General features: G+C 63.5%; 10 protein-coding genes. 3 read left to right on the top strand and 7 right to left on the bottom strand.

Features of this window, described 5'->3' with window-relative positions; all coding sequences use genetic code 11:
* Nucleotides 1-120 precede the first annotated feature (120 nt).
* The 3 genes from mnmH to BK665_RS28990 all read right to left on the bottom strand — a co-directional run bounded on the left by mnmH (nucleotide 121) and on the right by BK665_RS28990 (nucleotide 13,007).
* Nucleotides 121-1,224, bottom strand: coding sequence for a tRNA 2-selenouridine(34) synthase MnmH (gene mnmH, locus BK665_RS29000; protein WP_123409949.1), 1,104 nt, complete (start codon nucleotides 1,222-1,224; stop codon nucleotides 121-123).
* Entirely contained in the window at nucleotides 1,224-2,258 is a 1,035-nt protein-coding gene (gene selD, locus BK665_RS28995; protein WP_123409948.1) for a selenide, water dikinase SelD, read from the bottom strand. The genes mnmH and selD overlap by 1 nt, the downstream gene beginning before the upstream one ends.
* Nucleotides 2,259-2,555: 297 nt before the next feature.
* Complete coding sequence (locus tag BK665_RS28990) at nucleotides 2,556-13,007, bottom strand: autotransporter-associated beta strand repeat-containing protein (protein WP_259699674.1); 10,452 nt, start codon at nucleotides 13,005-13,007, stop codon at nucleotides 2,556-2,558.
* 563 nt (nucleotides 13,008-13,570) lie between these two features.
* Between BK665_RS28990 and BK665_RS28985 the strand changes: the two genes are divergently transcribed.
* Both BK665_RS28985 and BK665_RS28980 read left to right on the top strand, forming a co-directional pair.
* Nucleotides 13,571-14,527: a nucleoside-specific channel-forming protein Tsx gene (locus BK665_RS28985; protein ID WP_123409946.1), complete on the top strand. Its 957-nt coding sequence runs from the start codon at nucleotides 13,571-13,573 to the stop codon at nucleotides 14,525-14,527.
* A gap of 9 nt (nucleotides 14,528-14,536) precedes the next feature.
* Nucleotides 14,537-15,571 (top strand): purine-nucleoside phosphorylase, encoded by a 1,035-nt coding sequence (locus BK665_RS28980; RefSeq protein ID WP_123409945.1) that lies wholly within the window; start codon nucleotides 14,537-14,539, stop codon nucleotides 15,569-15,571.
* Between the two features lie 119 nt (nucleotides 15,572-15,690).
* On the opposite strand, the gene BK665_RS28975 is transcribed toward BK665_RS28980, so the two are convergent.
* The 3 genes from BK665_RS28975 to BK665_RS28965 form a co-directional block, all read right to left on the bottom strand.
* Nucleotides 15,691-16,647, bottom strand: a complete 957-nt coding sequence (locus tag BK665_RS28975; protein ID WP_123409944.1) for a quinone oxidoreductase family protein — start codon at nucleotides 16,645-16,647, stop codon at nucleotides 15,691-15,693.
* Nucleotides 16,648-16,678: 31 nt separating this feature from the next.
* Nucleotides 16,679-16,852, bottom strand: coding sequence for a DUF1427 family protein (locus BK665_RS28970; protein WP_123409943.1), 174 nt, complete (start codon nucleotides 16,850-16,852; stop codon nucleotides 16,679-16,681).
* Between the two features lie 205 nt (nucleotides 16,853-17,057).
* The gene (locus BK665_RS28965) at nucleotides 17,058-17,828 is read right to left on the bottom strand and encodes an AraC family transcriptional regulator (RefSeq protein ID WP_123409942.1); all 771 of its coding nucleotides are present in this window, start codon (nucleotides 17,826-17,828) and stop codon (nucleotides 17,058-17,060) included.
* Nucleotides 17,829-17,973: 145 nt separating this feature from the next.
* Here BK665_RS28965 and BK665_RS28960 point away from each other — a divergent pair, with 145 nt between their 5' ends.
* The gene (locus BK665_RS28960; protein ID WP_123409941.1) at nucleotides 17,974-18,201 is read left to right on the top strand and encodes a DUF6555 family protein; all 228 of its coding nucleotides are present in this window, start codon (nucleotides 17,974-17,976) and stop codon (nucleotides 18,199-18,201) included.
* A 76-nt stretch (nucleotides 18,202-18,277) separates the two neighbouring features.
* Here BK665_RS28960 and BK665_RS28955 read toward each other — a convergent pair whose 3' ends face one another.
* On the bottom strand, nucleotides 18,278-18,442 hold the full coding sequence (locus tag BK665_RS28955) for a metallothionein (protein ID WP_123409940.1): 165 nt from the start codon (nucleotides 18,440-18,442) through the stop codon (nucleotides 18,278-18,280).
* Between the last annotated feature and the right edge of the window lie 101 nt (nucleotides 18,443-18,543).

The following is an 18,543-nucleotide window of genomic DNA, read 5'->3' as shown; positions in this document are numbered from 1 at the left end:
CAGGGCCTCTTCGCGAGCAAGCCCGCTCCCACATTGGATCTGCGTCGTACACAAAATTGTGTTCACTGAAGATCCACTGTGGGAGCGGGCTTGCTCGCGAAGGGGCCAGCAAAAACAACATCACCCTCGCTGACTACCGCGCTCGCGCAGGTACTCAAGAACCGCCCCCCGCTCCCCGGCAAATTCGATCCGCACGCCCTTCTTCTCCCGCTGGAAGGCATACATCGGGTCGTAATACTCGCTCAGCAAGCCTTCGATCCAGCCCCGGTGCAGGTCCACTGCGCCGCTGTTCGCCTGCTCGGCCAAGGCGTCTTCCATCAACAGCAGCATCCGCCGATGGCGTTCCCCGCCCAGGCGTTTCTGCACATTGTTCAGGCTTTCCAGCAAGCGCTCGGAAAACAGCGCAAAACCTTCCTCGCCATGCACGCCGATGAACTCGGCACACAGGTCCACCACGTAATCGCGCAAGATCCGCTCGACCCGCCCTTCCAGACTGTCTTCCAGCCAGACCATCGGAAATTGCTGCATGCCCTGATACAACGGTAGCGGCAAGGCACAACTGCCGACCGCACGGCTTTCGTCTTCGAGCACAAATTGCTCGATGCCACGGGCGCGCTTCTTCAGCACATCCACCGCCAGCCGGTTTTCAAAGTCGATGTTGGAGGGTTGGCCGGTGGCGCGTTTACCGAAGCTGGAGCCCCGATGATTGGCGTGGCCTTCCAGGTCCAGGCCGTTGCGCAACTGGGTCAGGACTTCGGTCTTGCCGGTGCCCGTCATGCCGCCCAGCAACACGAAATCGCACTGGGCCACGGCTTGGTCCATGGTGTCGAGCAAGAAGGAACGCATGGCCTTGTAGCCACCACCGACTCGCGGATAGTCGATGCCCGCCTCGTCCTTGAGCCACTGCTGGACGATCTGCGAGCGCAAGCCGCCGCGAAAACAATACAAATACCCCTCAGGGTGAGCCCGGGCGAAATCGGCCCAGGCCTGAATGCGTTGGGCCTTGACCGGACCGGACACCAATTGATGCCCCAAGGTGATGGCCGCTTGCTGGCCGTGCTGCTTGTAGCAGGTGCCAATACGTTGCCGCTCGTGGTCATTCATCAGCGGCAGGTTGACCACGCCGGGGAACGCGCCCTTGAGAAATTCGACCGGTGCGCGGGCGTCCATCATCGGCCGGTCGTTGAGGAAGAGGTCGCGGTAATCGGTGAAGTCGATTGACATCAAAACACCTCGACCGCGTTGGTCTGTCGCTCAACCAGTTCACCGATCGGCTCAAGGTTCAGGCCCAGTTCGGCGGCGACCGCGAGGAACTTATCGTTGCCCTCGGGCGTGACCGCAATCAACAGGCCACCGCTGGTTTGCGGATCGCACAGCACCCGTTTGTGCAGTTCCTGCAAGCGCCCGAGTTTGCTGGCGTAGCTGTCGAAGTTGCGCAAGGTGCCGCCGGGCACACAGCCCTGTTCCAGGTAGTACTCGACGCCAGCGAGGCGCGGCACCCGGTTGTATTCGATACGAGCGGTCAATTGGCTGCCATCGGCCATTTCCACCAGGTGCCCCAACAGCCCGAAACCGGTGACGTCGGTCATCGCCGTCACGCCGTCGAGTTTGCCGAAACGGCTGCCGGGTTTGTTCAGGGTACACATCCAGTCCCGGGCCAGACCGATGTCGGCGTGGCGCAACTTGCCCTTCTTCTCGGCGGTGGTGAGGATGCCGATGCCCAGGGGTTTGGTCAGGTACAGCAGGCAACCGGCGGTGGCGGTGTCGTTGCGTTTCATGTGGCGTTTTTGCACCAGGCCGGTAACGGCCAGGCCGAAGATCGGTTCCGGGGCGTCGATGGAGTGCCCACCGGCCAGGGGAATACCCGCCTCGTCGCAGATCGAACGGCCGCCGCGAATCACTTCCCGGGCGATTTCCGGGGCCAGCACATTGACCGGCCAGCCGAGGATCGCAATCGCCATCAACGGATCGCCGCCCATGGCGTAGATGTCGCTGATGGCATTGGTGGCAGCGATGCGGCCGAAGTCGAACGGGTCGTCGACGATCGGCATAAAGAAGTCGGTGGTCGAGACCACGCCGCGCTCGTCGTCGATGGCATACACCGCCGCGTCATCGCGCGAGGCGTTGCCGACCCAGAGCTTGGGGTCCAGGTTCTGCGCGCCGCTGCCGGCCAGGATCACTTCCAGGACCTGAGGGGAAATCTTGCAACCGCATCCTGCGCCGTGGCTGTATTGGGTCAGGCGAATCGGCTCGCTCATGGGGGGTGCACCTCGTGGGGTCAATGGGGGCGATTCTAGCAGACCGAACGGCGGCGACTGTGAAGGCCTCTTCGCGAGCAAGCCCGCTCCCACATTGGATCGCATGTGGACATAAATTCTGTGTCCACCATAGATCAACTGTGGGAGCGGGCTTGCTCGCGAAAGCGGTGTAACAGCCGAACCAGATGTTGGATGTAATGGCCTCTTCGCGAGCAAGCTTTGCTCCTACAGGGGTGGTTGCAGTTTTCGGGGCAAAAAAAACCGCCCTTTCAGGCGGCTAAAACGCTTCGACCATGATCAGAAGCCGAGGGTGAAGCTGACGGTCATCGCATGATCTTCATTTTTGCCCGACACCTGCCCCGAGTAGCCGAGGCCGAGTTTGCCGGTCGGGCTGATCTGGAAGTCCACGCCCGCTTCAAGCAGCGCGCTGTCTTTGGCGATCGGCACGCCCTGGGTGCTGAACGACGCGCCGCCGTCGATGAAGCTCAGGTCGGCGTCCGGTTTGGTGTCGCCGTAGGCATGGCGCCAGCCGATGGCGGCACGGGGGGTGAATTGCCCGCCGTTGGCCAGGGTGATGACTTTGCCGGCGCGCAGGCCCAGGGTGGAGAAGGTGATGTCCTGGCTGGAATCGCCTTTCAGGCGCCCCACTCCACCTTTCTCATGCACGGTGTCGCTGTCGTAGTTGACGTAGGACAGGCCGGCGAACGGTTCCAGGGCAATCCCGGCCGCTTCGACGGTGTAACCCACTTCACCGAACACCTGGGCGCTGCGGGCGTCGTAGTTTCCTTTCAAGCGGTCGTTGTAGCCACCGACCGTGACGTCACGCTTGGTCTCGATGTCGTGCCAGCTGTACGCGGCACCGAGGCGCACGGCCAAGGCGTCGAACTGCGAGTTGAGGTACGCGGCCAGGTGATAGCTGTCGACCGTGGCGTCGGAACGACGGTCATGGGCATCCAGGTCGCTGCGGGTGTAACCGGCGGCCATCCCGGCACGCCATTGATCGTCGATCTGTTTGTCGGTGCCGAGCATGAAACCGCTGAGGTTGCGATCAAGCTTGGCGCTGTTGCTGTTGCCATCCATCTCGCCCCAGGCGCCGAGTGCGCGCATCCAGCCGACCATCTCGCCATGGCAGCCACCACTGGTCAGGCGATTTTCGCTGGGTGCCAGGGCACGGCGAGGATCGTCAGGCCCGCTGCAGGACGGTTGGCGCATACGGTCGTTGACCGCGTCGCGGATGTAGCGCGAATCTTCCAGAATTGCGCTGGCGGTGCTGGCGTGAATCTCCCCGGACAAGTTGTCGAAAGCGGCACGGGCACCGGCAGTGCTCAGGTTGACGATTTCGTTCTGCAACGCAGCACCGGCCACACCGTTGCGGCTCAGTGCGGACGCCGTGCCCCGTTGGTTACCCGTAGCCGCGACCGTGGCGAAGGATGTCGAGTTACGACTGACCGCCAGATCGACATCGTTGGCGCTGTACACCAGCGACGTGTCGAGGAATGCCCGTTCCGGCAGATCGGTCGCACTGAACGTACCGGTGACGCCGCCGCCCGCCGTAATCAGCTTGTAGGTCGTGTCGCCGCTGTACGGCAGCAGACTGGTCACTTGCAACGCGCCATCGAGGCTTGCCGTACCGCCTACCACCAACGGCGTGATGGTCGGTGAGGTGACAGTCAGCGCCAGCAGACCGTCGGAGGCGTTGGTCAGGTTGCCAGTCACTTGCAGGATTTCGCCGTTGGCACCGGATGAGAACACCCCGTGGTTGACCACCGAACCGACACTGCCGTTACCAGTCAGGGCGGCGCCGTGGAACACGGTGACCTGCCCGGCCAGCGTCGCCGGTGGATCACCGACCACCAACAGGCCCTGCTCGACTTCAACGGTGCCGCTGAACGGATGATCGCCCTCTAACAGCAGCGTCCCGGTGCCTTGTTTGACCAGATCACCGGTGCCACTGAGGGTGCCGTTGAACGCCCCGTTGCCAGTCTGGGCAAACAGCACCCGCGCATTGTTGAGGATGCGACCTTGCAGACTGGTGGTGTTGCCGACCAGCGTACCGCCACTGACCGTGGTGCCGCCGCTGTAGGTGTTGGCGCCACTGAGCACCAGGGTGCCGGCGTCGAGTTTTTCGATCCCGCCCGTACCCACCAACGGTGCCGAGATTTGTGTGGTCACGCCGCCGTTGATCCGCACCGCGGCCAGGGTGCCATCGGCGGTGTCGGTCGGAGACAGACTGCCGTCCGTGCCGGCAACTAGGCGATACCCACTGTCGAGAACCTGTAATCCGGTGAAGCCCTGGTTACCGACCACCGTCACGGTGCCGCCCTGCCCGCCAAATATCGCGAACCGACGGGCCGAGCCCTGGCTCGCCGTACCACCGGCGTCCGTCCAGTTGGTGCCCGAGCCCCAGATACCGTCGCCGCCACTGATCGTCCCGTCAGCGTTGGTTTTGCTGCCGTTCCAGAACTGCGCTTCACCCGCACTGCTTTGCACCAGCAGGTTGACCTGATTGGCCAGTGCGGTTTGCAGGGTCAGGCTCGCCGGCAATACACCGCCGGGCAAGGTGCCGTAGGTCAGACCGTTGTCGGTCAGGTCGCCGCCGTAGCGGAACAGTTGATAGACGCCGGTGCCGAAGCCGCCGGCATTGGTGACGTTCAACGTGCCGTCGAGGGTCAGGTTACCGGCGACGTTAACCACGTTGGAGGTACTGGTCGCCGAGCCGAGGCTGAAGTCCAGATCGGTGCCCGACGACAAGGCCAGGGAGCCGACCGACAACGGCGTGGTGCTGCCGCCGCCGACCAGGGTTGCACCGCTGGCCAGTTGCACGGCGCCCGCGAGTTGGCCGCTGCCGCCGAGTGTCGCCCCGCTCGCCACGTTCACATTGGCGCTGTTGAGCGTGCCGTTGACCAGCAACGCGCCGGCCTGGACGTTGGTATCGCCGGTGAGGCCGTTGGTGCCGGTCAGCAACAATTGGCCGGTGCCGTTTTTGGTCAGCGTACCGCTGCCGGTGAGGTTACCGGTGTAGCTGCCGTCGTTGGTTTGCTCGAAGGTCAGCGCCGCGTTGTTGAGGATCGCGCCTTGCAGGCTGGTGGTGTTGCCGCGGGTGCTGCCGGCGTTGAGGGTGGTGCCGCCGCTGTAGGTGTTGGTGCCGCTGAGGAGCAACGCACCGTTGCCGTTTTTCACCAGGCTGCCGGTGCCGGCGATGATGCCGCTGAGGGTGGTGGCCTGGGTGGCGGCCAGGGTCAACTCGCCGCTCAGGTTGATGGCGTTAGCCAGTTGCAGGGCTGCGGTGCTGTCCAGTTGCGCGCTGCCACCGACGCCAAGTGCGCCGGTGCCGATGGCGCTGTTGTTGCCGAGGACCAGCGAGCCGGCATTCAACTGGGTGCCACCGGAGTAAGTGTTGCTGCCGTTGAGGGTCAGGCTCGAAGCGCCATTCTTGATCAGGCTGCCGGTGCCGCTGACGACGCCATCGAGGGTCAGTGCGTTGGAACCGGCGACGCTCATGCCGCCGTTCAACACCACCGCGTTAGCCAGGCTGACGGCGGTGTTGCTGTCCAGGGTGGTGCCGTTGGCGGCGGTGAGTGCACCGCTGCCCAGCGCCGCGTTGTTGCCCACGACCAACGTGCCGCCGTTCAGCGCGGTGCCGCCGGTGTAACCGTTGGCGCCGTTGAGCACCAGAGTGCCGGTGTCGTATTTGCCCAGGGTGCCGGCGCCGTTGATTGCCACGCCGATGGTCGCGGTGCTGTTCGGATCGACACGGAACGTTGCGTTGCCCAAGCCACCGTTAACCAGATTCAGTGCGCCCGACGTGCCGTTCACCAGGCTGTAGCCGTCGGTGACGAACTGCATGCCGGTGATGCTTTGCGCGCCGTTGACCGTCACCGTACCCGCTGTGCCCTGAAAGACCGCGAAGCTGTTGGCCCAGCCCAGATTGACCGTGCCGTCGACATTGGTCCAGTTGGTGTTGCCACTGCCCCAGGTGCCGCTGCCACCATCGATGGCGCCGTTGCCGACCGCTTGCGTGCCGTCCCAGAACTGCACGGTGGTGCCCGGTGCGGTGACCAGCAGGTTGACCTGGCTACCCACGGCGGTCTGCACTTGCAGATTGCCCGGCGTCACGCTGCCCGGCACGCTGCCGATCAGCAGGCCGTTGTCGGTCAAGGCCCCTGTGTAGTTGATGATGCGATACACACCGCTGCCGAAACCGCCGATGTCGCTGACGTTCAAGGTGCCGTCGAGGGTCAGGTTGCCACCGACATTGATCAGCGCATTGCCGCCACCGGACACCGGCGCACCAAGCCCGACGTCGAGGTTGGAGTTGCCGCTCAAGGCCAGGGAGCCCACCGACAGCGTGCTGCCGGTCGCCAGTGCAACGTGACCGCCATCGGCGACATTCACCGCGCCAAGCAGGCTGCCGCTGCCAGCCAATGTGCCGCCGTTATTGACCGCAACGTTGGCGCTGGCCAGGGAGCCGCTGACATTCAGGGTGCCGCCGTTGATGCTGGTGTCGCCGGTCAGGCTGTTGATGCCGGTGAGGTTGAAGGTGCCGCTGCCGAGTTTATCGAGCGAACCGCTGCCGTCGAGCACACCGTCAAAGGTGCTGCTGGCATTGTTGCCGCCGAGGCTCAGCGTATTGCCGACGCCGAACAGCGCCGTGCCGGTGCCGGTCAGGCTGGCGAGGCTGCCGGAGGCGCCGAGGTTAAGGCTGGTGCCGGCCCCCAGATTGACCCCGGCGTTGCTGCCCAGGGCCGTGGCGCTGGTGGTGCTCAAGCTGCCGCCAAGCACGTTGAAGGTGCCGCTGAAGGTATTGTTGCCGCTGAGGGTCAGGTCCGCCGCGCCGTTTTTGTCCAGGGTGCCGGCACCGGCGACGACGCCGGTCAGGGTCAGGTAATTCACACCGGCCACATTCAGCGCGGCGTTGACGTTGACGTTATTGGCCAGGCTGAGCGCCGAGCTGTTATCCAGGGTCGAAGCGCCGGCGACGGTCAAGGCGCCCGAGCCCAGTGCCGCCGCGTTGCCGAGGGTCAGGGTGCCGGCGTTGAGGGTCGTATCGCCCTGATAAACGTTGACGCCGTTGAGGGTCAGGTTGGCCGCGCCATTCTTGCTCAGGCCGCCCGCGCCGCTGATCACGCCGCCCAGGGTCAGGTCATTGCTGCCGCCCACCGCCACGCTGGCGTTCAGGCCAACGTTATTGGCCAGGCTCAGCACCGTGTTGTTGTCCAGCGTCGAGGCGCCACTCACGGTCAGGTTACCCAGGCCCAGGCCTGAAGCATTGCCGACTGTCAGGGTCCCGGCGTTCAGGTCGACACCGCCGAGGAAGCCGTTGGCGCCATTGAGCACCAGATTCGCCGCGCCGGTTTTGCTCAGGCTACCGGCACCGTTGACGGCGCCGGCGAGGGTCAGGTCAGCGGTGCCAGCGACGGTAAGGTTGCCCGCCAGGTTGATCACGTTGCCGACGGTGACCGCTGTCGCGGCATCCAGTGTCGTGGCGTTGGCGGCATTTAGCGCACCGGCGCCGAGGGCCGAGTCGGAGGCCAGCACCAGGCCACCGGAAAGCAGGCTCACCGGGCCGAGGAAGCTGTTATTGCCGCCGAGGATCAGGTTGGACCCGCCAGCCTTGACCAGACCGCCGACGCCGCTGATCGCGCCGTTAAGGGTCAGGGCATTGCTGCCACCAATATTCAGGTTACTCGCCAGATCGACGGCATTGCCCAGAGTGACGGCGACGTTGCTGTCCAGAGTAGTGCCCGCAGCGGTGGTCAGCACACCGCTGCCCAGCGCCGTGTTGCTGCCCACAACGAGTGTGCCGCCATTGAGCAAAGTGCCGCCGGTGTAGCTGTTGGCGCCGTTGAGCACCAGGGTGCCGCTGTCGAGTTTGGCCAGGGTGCCGGCGCCGTCGATAGCGACGCTGATGGTCGCCGTCGAACCCGGATCAACCCGGATCGCCGTGTTGCCGCTGGTGCCATTGACGGCGGTGAGTTTGCCCGCCGCGCCGGTCAACAGGTTGTAGCCGTCGGTGACGAACTGCATACCGGTGAAGGTCTGCGGACCGAGCACCGTCACGTTGCCCGCCGTGCCCTGGAAGATCGCGAAATCACTGGCCCAGGTCTGATTGGTCAAGCCATCGACCGAAGTCCAGTTGGTGCTGCCGGCACTCCAGGTGCCGTTGCCGCCGTCCACCGAACCGTTCGGTATGGTCTGGCTGCCATCCCAGAAACGCAGGTTCGCGTTAGGCGCGGTCACCAGCAGGTTGATCTGGTTGCCGACCGAGGTTTGCAGCGCCAGGTCCGCCAGGCTGTAGCCGATCGGGGTCGCGCCGACGTTCATGCCCAGGTTCAGCAGGCTGCCGGTGTAGTTGATCAGGCGATACACACCGACACCGAAACCACCGGCATCACTGACGTTGAGCAAGCCGTCCAGGGTCAGGTTGCCGCCGATGTTCAGCAGCGAATTGGTGGACGGTGTGCCGAGGGCGACGTCCATATTCGAAGCGCTGTTCAAGGCCAGCGAACCCACCGACAAGGTGTTGCCGCTGCTCAGGCCCAGGTGCCCGCCGTTGGCCACGTTCAACGCGCCCAATATCGAGCCGGTGCCGGTCAGGGTCGCGCCACTGTTGACGTTGACGTTGGCACTGCCCAGAGAACCGCTGAGGTCCAGGGTGCCGCCGTTGACTGCGGTGTCGCCGGTGAGTCCGTTGATACCGGTAAGGTTGAGGGTGCCGGTGCCGACTTTGGCCAGGCCGCCCGGGCCGGACAGGCCGCCGTCGAAGGTGCTGGTGGTATTGACGCCGCCTACCGACAAGGTGTTGCCCGAACCGATCAGCACATCACCACTGCCGCTGAGGCCGGCCAGGCTGGCGTCGGTGCCCAGGTTGAGGCTGGCGCCGGCGCTGACGTTGGCGCCGGAGGTGTTGCCCAGCGCCCCGGTGCTGGCGGCGGTGACGCTGCCGGACAAAATGTTCAAGGCCCCGGTGAAGCTGTTGTTGCCACTCAGGGTCAGGTCGGACAGACCGTTTTTATTCAGCGCAGCGGCGCCATCGATGACGCCGGCGAGGTTCAGGTTGTTGTTGCCCGCCACGTTCAGATCAGCGTTCAGGGTCACGGCGTTGGCCACGCTGAAGGCTGCGCTGTTGTCCAGAGTCGAAGTACCGCCGACGATCAACGCGCCAGTGCCCAGCGCCGCACCGTTACCCAAGGTCAGGCTGCCGGCATTCAGGGTGGTGTTGCCTTGATAAGTGTTGACGCCATTGAGGGTCAGGTTGCCCGCGCCATTTTTGATCAGCTGATTGGTGCCGCTGACGACGCCGCCCAATGTCAGGTTCGAGGTGCCGCCGACGGTCAGGTCGGCATTCAGCGCTACGTTGTTGCCCAGGCTGACCGGAGCGTTGCTGTCCAGGGTGGCCGCGCCGCCGACGGTCAAACCGCCGAGGCCGAGTGCCGAGCCATTGCCGACGGTCAAGGTGCCGGCGTTCAGGGTGGTGCCGCCGAGGAAGCCGTTGGCGCCGTTGAGGATCAGGTTAGAGGCACCGTTTTTCACCAGGCTGCCCGCACCGTTGACCAGCCCGGTCAGGGTCAGGTCCGCCGTGGCGCCGACGTTGAAAGCACCGGCCAGGTTCACCTGATTGCTCAGGCTCACGGCGGTGTTGCTGTCCAGGGTGGTGTTGGCCGCCGCGTTCAACACACCGGCACCCAAGGCGCCGCTGGCACCGACGATCAGCGTGCCGTTGTTCAGCGCCGTGGAACCGAGGTAGTTGTTGGCGTGGTTGAGGGTCAGGTCGGCCGCGCCGTTTTTGATCAAGCCGCCGATACCGCTGACGGCACCGTTGAGGATCAGCGCGTTGGTGCCGCCGAGGGTCAGGTTGCCGCCCAGGTTGACCGCGTTGGCCAGGGTGGTGGCGGTGCTCGCATCGAGGGTGGTGCCGCCGGACGCGTTCAACGCGCCGCTACCAATTGCGGTGTTCGAACCGACGATCAAGGTGCCGGCGTTCAGCGCGGTGGTGCCGGAATAGGTGTTGGCGCCGGTGAGGGTCAGGCTGGACGCGCCGGTTTTGATCAGCCCGCCCAGGCCGCCGACGACGCCGCCGAGGGTCAGGGCATTGGCGCCGCCGGTGGTCAGGTTGGCGTTGAGGTTGATCGCGTTGTTCAGGCTCAGGGCCGCGCTGCCGGTGAGCGTACTTGCGCCGCCCACGGTCACGGCGCCGGTGCTCAGTGCGTCGGCATTGCCGACGGTGATGCTGCCGGCATTCAGGGTGGTGCCGCCGGCGAAGGTGTTGACGCCGTTAAGCGCCAGGTTGGCCGCGCCGTTTTTGATCAACTGGTTGGTGCCGCTGAGCACGCCGTCGAGGGTCAGTTGGTTGGTGCCGCCGACGCTCAGGTCAGCGTTTAGCGCAATGTTGTTGGCGATGGCGACACCGGCGCTGCTGTCCAGCGTCGAAGAACCGGCCACGGTCAGCACACCGCCGCTCAAGGCATTGACGTTGCCCACGGTCAGGGTGCCCGCGTTCAGGGTGGTGTTGCCGAGGAAGGTGTTGGCGCCGTTGAGGGTCAGGTTGGCCGCGCCGTTCTTGATCAGCCCGCCCGTGCCGCCGACCACGCCACCGAGGGTCAGGTTGGCGGTGCCACCGAGGGTCAAGTCACCGGTGGTGTTCACCGCGTTGGCCACTGCGACGGTGGAGCTCGCATCCAGTGTGGTGCCCGCCGCCGTGTTCAAGGTGCCCAGGCCCAGCGCCGTGTTGGAGCCGAGAATCAGGGTGCCGGCGTTCAGTGTGGTGTTGCCGGCGTAGCCGTTGTTGCCGCTGAGATTCAGCGCAGCGCTGCCGTTCTTGATCAGCCCGCCCGCGCCGTTGATGGCGCCGGTCAGGCCCAGCGCTTGGGTGCCGCCGAGGGTCAGGTTGCCGCCGAGGTTGACCGCGTTGGCCAGGGTCACGGCGAGGTTGGTGTCCAGGGAAGTGCCGGCCGCCGCGTTCAGCGCGCCAGTGCCCAGCGCGGTGTTGGACGCCAGGACCAGCGCGCCGGCGTTCAGCGAGGTCGGGCCCAGGTAGGTGTTGTTGCCGGTCAGGGTCAGGGTCGACAAGCCATTCTTGATCAGGCCGCTGGAGCCGGATATCAAGCCATTGAGGGTCAGGTTGTTGCTGCCGACGACGGTCAGATTGCCGTTCAGCGCCAGCGAATTATTCAGGGTCACGCCGCTGGTGGTGTTGAGGCTCGCCGCCGCGTTGACATTCAACGAGCCGCTGCCGAGCGCATTGTTATTCGCCAGGCTCAGGGTCCCGGCGTTGAGGTCGGTGCTGCCGGTATAGCCGGTGTTGTTGCCAGTCAGGGCCAAGGTGCCGCTGCCGTTTTTCGAAATCCCGCCCGCACCGCTGATCAACCCCGCCAGGGTCAGGCTGCCGACACCGGACGTGCCGATGGCGCTGTTGAGCACCATGTTGTTGTTCAGGGTAATGGTGCCCGGCGCCTGCAACACGGTGGAGCCGCCGAACGTCACCGTGCCGGCGCTGAACGCCTGGTTATTGCCCAGTTGCACCGAGCCGCCGTTGAGGGTGGTGTTGCCCAAATAGGTGTTGGCGCCGTTGAGAATCAGTTGGCCGGTGCCGTTCTTGATGATGCCGCCACTGCCGCTGATCACGTTGCCGATGGTGATGGCGTTGGTGCCCTGCAGCAGCAAGCCGGCGGCGCCGACGTTGATCAGGTTGCTCAGCGACAAGCCGCCGGTGCTGGCCTGCAACCCGCCGCCGTTGACGGTCAGGACGCCGCTGCCGAAGGTCGCGCTGTTGTTGAACTGGGCGATACCGCCATTGAGCGTGGTGCTGCCGCTGATCAACGGACCTTGCAGAGTCCAGGTGCCGCTGTTGATCGTCAGGTTGTTGAAGTTGACGTAGTTGGCGCTCGAAACAGTGCCGACCCCGGAAGTGCCGCCGCCGATGCCGATCGGGTTTTGCAGGATCAGCGAGTTGATGCCGCCAGCGCCGCCGTCAATCTGGCCGGTGGGTGCGAAGGTCAGGTTAACGCCGATCAACCCACCCAGCGCCAGGCCGATGCCGCCACCGGCAGTGATGGTCGAACCGGTAATCGCGGTGAAGGTGTTGGTGCTGCCGTCGCCCATCGACACACCGCCGGCGATGGTGCCGGAGTTGACGAAGGTGTTGCCGCTGGCCGAGGTCTCGAAGGCCATCCGGCCGTTGATGGTGCCGGCGTTGATCACGTTGACCTGGGCGCCGCCCCGCGCCGCGACGATCGGGGTGTCGGCGGAAAACAGCGTCAGGTTCAACAAGGCTGTCGAACCGATGGTGCCGTTGTTGACGATGTTGGTGCTGCCGCCGGCGCTGTTGTTGAGGTTCAGTGCCATGCCGTTGAGGCTGACCAGATTGACGCCAAGCACGTCGCCGGTGCCACGGATGATCCCGGTCGCCGCGTTGGTGATGTTCATCACCGAGGCCCCCGCGTTGCCGATCACCGCGCCCGCGCTCAGGGCCGTCACCGCGCCGAGCAGCGCAGGGTCGATCAACCCGGAGTTGTTCAGCGTGATGTTGTTACCCGTGAGGTTCAGCACCTGCCCGCCCAGGGTCGCGTTCAGTTGCGCCGCCGAGCCGACGTTGATCGTCAGGTCGTTCACCGCACTGGAAAAGGTGTTGAGAAACAGCGGCAACGACGGCACGCCGCTGCAGGTCACCGTCCCGCCCGCCGTCGGGCTGCCGGGCGTGCAAGCGGCCATGGCTTGAGGGCTGACGAGGCCGACGAACACTCCAACCATACCGAGGCGAACAGCGAGAAAAAGAGGGGAAACACGGAAAATCGGAGTGATGACGGATCTCAAGTCCACGGGCAATTCCTTTACGTGGGTAAACCTTCTTCCTTGAAAGGCGCGTAGCAGCGGCCACCCTTGGCCCTGGATACAACGACACGCATATCAAGACTACGACGCTGTACAAAACCATTTCAGTCTGGACACACGTTAGTTGATGCCCCGTGCTGGGGCAGGTATGCGCGCGGGTTAATTAGCATTAATACTTTCGGGCGCAACCCCTGTGGGAGCGGGCTTGCTCGCGAAGGCGGTGGATCAGTTGACATCATCATTGACTGACATACCGCTTTCGCGAGCAAGCCCGCTCCCACAGGGGATCAGCGTTGTATGGGCAATCGCATTACCTGATCAAAAGGACAGTAAAACCACCGATTTCTTCGGATTTTCATGCGATTGAAACAATTGGTATGGGATGTGCAAACGTTTGCGAGTCGCCGATAACGGCTTTTTCGCAACCTAACTGCGCAAGCCCGAAAAACCGGGCCTTCGATCCGCACGAAAAGGGACTTTCAATGCTTCGCACGTCCAGCCGCGTGACTTGCTCGCGCACCTTTGCTGTTTCTTTGCTACTGGCCAGCGTTACAGGACTACTCAGCAGCACCGTTTTGGCGCAACCCGTCCTCCCCGAAGAGTCAGCCCAGGGCGAAGCACTCAGCCCGGAAGCCAACCCACCGAAAAAAGGCGCGTACCTGTCGGACTGGTTCAACCAGGACCTGACGGTCATCGGCAGCAAGGACATCAGTTTCGGCCCGCAACCGGCCGACGATGTGTACCTGGAATACGAGTACTTCGGTCGCAAGGGACCGTTCGAGTTGTACGGCTATGTCGACATCCCGAAAATCTTCGACATCGGCAACAGCCATGACAAAGGCGCGTGGGACCACGGTTCGCCGCTGTTCATGGAGCACGAACCGCGGATCTCCATCGACTATCTGGCCGGTCGCAGCCTGGCCGTGGGGCCGTTCAAGGAATGGTACGTGGCGTTCGACTGGATCTACGACCACGGCAGCAACACCCGCAATCGCGCCAACACCTTGTACAGCGGCCTGGGCACCGACATCGACACCCACTCGCGGGTCAACCTGTCGGCCAACTTCTACGGTCGCTACCAGTGGGAAAACTACGGTGCCAGCAACGAGTATTCCTGGGACGGCTACCGCGCCCAGTTGAAATACATCGTGCCCATCAGCAGCTTCAGCAACGGCGCGTCGCTGACCTACATCGGCTTTACCAACTTCGATTTCGGTTCGGACCTGCACAAGGACAACCCGGCCCGCACCGCCAACGCCACCGTGGCCACCAACGTGTTGCTCTACTCGTTTACCCATCTGCGCTTCACCCTGGTCGGCCGTTATTTCCACAACGGCGGCAACTGGGAGGATGGCAGCGAGTTGAATTTCGGCGATGGCGACTTCAAAGCCCGCTCCAACGGCTGGGGTTACTACGCCGGCATCGGTTATCAGTTCTAAGGAGATCTTATGAAAGCAATGACGCGTCTTTCGTTATCCGTAGGTTTGGCCTGCGGCACCCTGCTCGCTTCCACCGCGTGGGCGATTGAAAAACCGATCCAGCCGAAAGTGATGCTGATCACCATGTTCGCCCCCGAGGCGCAGAACTGGATCGATCGCCTGGAACTCAAGCAGGAAATTCGCGTACCGGGCCTGTCCGCCGAGTACCCGACCGTTCGCTGCAACGCGCAGCAGGTGTGCCTGATGGTCACCGGCATGGGCCAGACCAACGCTGCGGCCTCGACTTTGGCTCTGGCGCTGTCGTCGAAATTCGACCTGCGTAAAAGCTATTTCCTGATCGCCGGGATCGCCGGCATCAGCCCGAAACACGGGACCATCGGCACCGCCGCGTGGGCGCATTACCTGGTGGAATTCGGCACCCAATGGGAGATCGATTCCCGGGACGCACCGAAAGACTGGCCGACCGGCTACATCGGCATCAACACCAAAGGCCCGAACGAAAAACCGCCGTTGGACTACAAGACTGAGGTCTTCGAACTCAACCCGAAATTGCAGGCCAAGGCGTTTGCGCTTTCGCATAAAGTCGAGCTGGCCGAGAGCAAGGAATCGGCGGCCTGGCGCATGAAATACCCGTCGGCCCCGGCCAACCAGCCGCCGGTGGTGACCCAATGCGACACAGCGGCGGGCAATACCTGGTTCTCCGGCACTCGCCTGAGCGAGCGTGCGGAAGTCTGGACCAAACTGCTGACGGACAACAAAGGCGAGTACTGCACCACCCAGCAGGAAGACAACTCCACCTACGAAGCGCTGCTGCGGGCCAGTCGTGAAGGTCTGGTGGACGTGCAACGCCTGGCGGTGGTGCGCGCCGGCTCCGACTTCGACCGCCCGGCGCCGGGGCAGAGCGAGGTGGATAACCTGCTCAAATATGCGGACCAGGGTGGGTTTGTGCCGGCGCTGGAGAATCTGTATCGCACCGGCAATCCGTTGGTGCAGGACATCTTGAAGAATTGGTCGGCTTGGGAAAAAGGTGTTCCCGAGGCCTGACCTGAAAACCCAAAACCCTGTGGGAGCGGGCTTGCTCGCGAAGGGGCCGGCACATTCAACATCTCTGTTGACTGACCCAGCGCTTTCGCGAGCAAGCCCGCTCCCACATTAGTCTTGCGTTATGGCAACAAAATCACCTTGTCACCACCGCCCGCATTCACCTCGGCATAACGCTCCAGCCCTTCAGCCAATGGCGATTCCACCAACCCTTCCGGCAACGGCAACAAGCCCTGATCGAAGAACTGGCCAAACTGATCCAGCATCGCGGCACAGGCTTGAACGCCGTACAGCAGCGAATTGATCCCCACCACCGAACCACCCTTGCGGTACAACGCCAGCGCCGGCAATTGCACGAGGCCGTCCACCGGCGCGGCGATGATGGCGATGCGGCCGAACGGCGCCAGGGCCGGGACCGAAGCTGGTAGCCAGAAACCGGTGGTGTCGAAGATCACATCGGCGCCGCCGGCATACACAGAATTGACTTGCGCGCCGAGGTCTTCAGGCTTGTCCAGTTGCAGGGTCTGATAACCCTGGGCCTGCAATTCCTTGACTTGCTCCACCCGCCGCGCCGCCGCCAGCACCTGAGCGCCGCGCACCTTGGCCAGCGCCAGCGCCGCACTGCCCACCGCGCCGCCGCCGATCACCAACAAGCGCGTGCCGGACTTCACCAGGCTGCGTTCCAGTGCATCCCACGCCGTGGTGTAAGGCACGCCGAGGCTGGCGGCCTGGCTGAAACTCAGGTGCGTCGGTTTCAGCGCCACGCCATTGGCCGGCAACTTGACGAATTGCGCATGGGAGCCATCGGCGAAGAAACCCAGCTCACGGCCGGTGCCCCAGACCTCCTGGCCGATCAACGCCTGTGGGCCTTGCACCACCACCCCGGCGAAATCCCGGCCGGGAATCCGTGGCAAGGTGGTGTAGGGAAAACGCCCCAGCACGTTCTTCACATCGCTGGGGTTGAGGCCAGCGGCCTTGATCTGCACCAGCACTTCATCGGCGCCGGCAACGGGGGTTGGGACTTCAACGAAGCGCAGGGCCGAGAGGTCGCCGGTTTTGTCGAATTGCAGAGCTTTCATGGGGAGCTTCCATCAAAGGGATGAGAGGTTTTCAGGACATCCAGCCAGCGATCAGTTGCCGGCCCATGGGCCACAACTGCTCACCGGCAAGCATGCCCAGCAGCCCTACCAGCGCGATGGCCGGTGGTGCCGGGGAACGAAAATCCAGCGCGCCGTACAGCAGACCGACGCCGAGGCCGATGGCCAGGGAAATGAGGTAGTTCATGATGACTCCGTGGCATTGGGGGTATGCGCAGAGTCTAGAGCGAGGGCGTAAATGGCACCGGCCAAGTACTTCTGAATTTCTGCCAAAGCCTCAATCCCCTGTAGGAGCGAGGCTTGCCCGCGAAGGCGGTGTGTCAGTCACATCAATGTTGAATGTGCCGCCGCCTTCGCGGGCAAGCCTCGCTCCTACAGGGAAGGTGTTCGCCTTACCGATTCACGTTGAACTGCGAAGGTGCGACACCAAGCTCCCGGCGGAACATGTCGCTGAAGCTACTCGGCGAGTACCCCAGCTCTCGGGCAATCGCGCTGACCGGCACACCCTGGATCAATTCCGCCACCGCCGTCGCCAGTTGCACCTGGCGCCGCCACTCAGCGAACCCCATGCCGAGCCCATCCTTGAACAGCCGCGCCAAGGTGCGCACGCTGGCCCCGGCATTTTCCGCGTGCTGCTCAAAAGCAATATCGAGGGACGGCGCGGCCATCACCGCCTGACACAGGTTGAGCAGGCGCCGATCAGAATCGTCCGGCAACGGGATTTTCAGCATCGAGCGCTTGGCCCGTTGCAGTTCCAGCAACGCCAGGCCGACCAGCGCTTCGTAATACTCCGGAGCGCCGTCGTCGCCCTGCTCCACCAGACCGACAATCAATTCACGCAGCAGTCCACCGACCTCAATCACCTGTACGCTGTCATCCAGGGTCGCGGCCAACGCCGGGCGCAGGTAGATATTGCGCATCTGCAAGTCCGACACCACACGAATCCCATGGGGCACGCCCGGCGGCAGCCATACTGCCCGTTGCGGCGGCACCACCAGGGCTTCGTGGGGTGTTTCGACCCACATCACCCCGCTCATGGCATACAACAATTGACCCCAGGCATGCTCATGGGGCTCGATAAACAAGCCGCGCGGGTAGGTGCGCGCCAGGGGTTGCACGGGCACGTCGGTATCGGTCAGGTCGGGCGGTGCGGCGAGGGCCATAGGGTGCGTTCATTGGGGTTCGGGGGAGTCACCATGGTAGCGAGGCGTCTGGCTCGCCGCCAGTGACGCCGCCATCTGACAATCCGAGTGAATTTTCAGCGCCGCCAGCGATCCCTCTATTACCACAGGGAGGAATACGGGCTTTATGAACAACGCAAAACTCTTCGTCATTGAATACACCCTTCATGGCGTTCCCAAGTCTTTCATTATCCGCCTGGACAAGATGGATAACGCCGAGGCCTGGCATTGGGCAAGCTGCGACGCCGGGGTTGGGCGAATACCACGATTCGGTCGTGAAAAAGTGCAGAAGACCAGCAAGCCGCTGGCGGAGAAATTCGGCGTCGAAAACGTCAAGTGGCGACCGGCGAACTAGCCCATAACCCGACAAGGAACGTCAGACAGCAAAAAGTGGAGCCCTGAGGCTCCACTTTTTTTGGGTGGTGGAACACTCAGCCCTGGGCACATTTGCAGCCCTTGCCGGTGCACGCCTCACCGTGTTCATGGTGCTTGGCGCAGGCTTCGCAGCAGTAATGCTTGCCGTGACGCGCGATCGGATGTTGGCCCAGTTTGCAGGAGCATTTGGGGCAGTCGCAGGTACTTTCACTGTCGATCATGAGACGGACTCCACGGTTATGGTCGTCCGGTGCAAAGCGTTCGCACCGTGTAACCAGTGTAGAACTGTAGGAGCTGACGAGTAGAACGAGGCTGCGATCTC

Origin of the sequence: Pseudomonas frederiksbergensis, from assembly GCF_003732665.1 — a bacterium.
In the GTDB taxonomy this organism is placed as follows: domain Bacteria; phylum Pseudomonadota; class Gammaproteobacteria; order Pseudomonadales; family Pseudomonadaceae; genus Aquipseudomonas; species Aquipseudomonas frederiksbergensis_G.
Note: the sequence above shows the minus strand (reverse complement) of the source record. Positions and strands in the feature narration are given on the sequence as shown.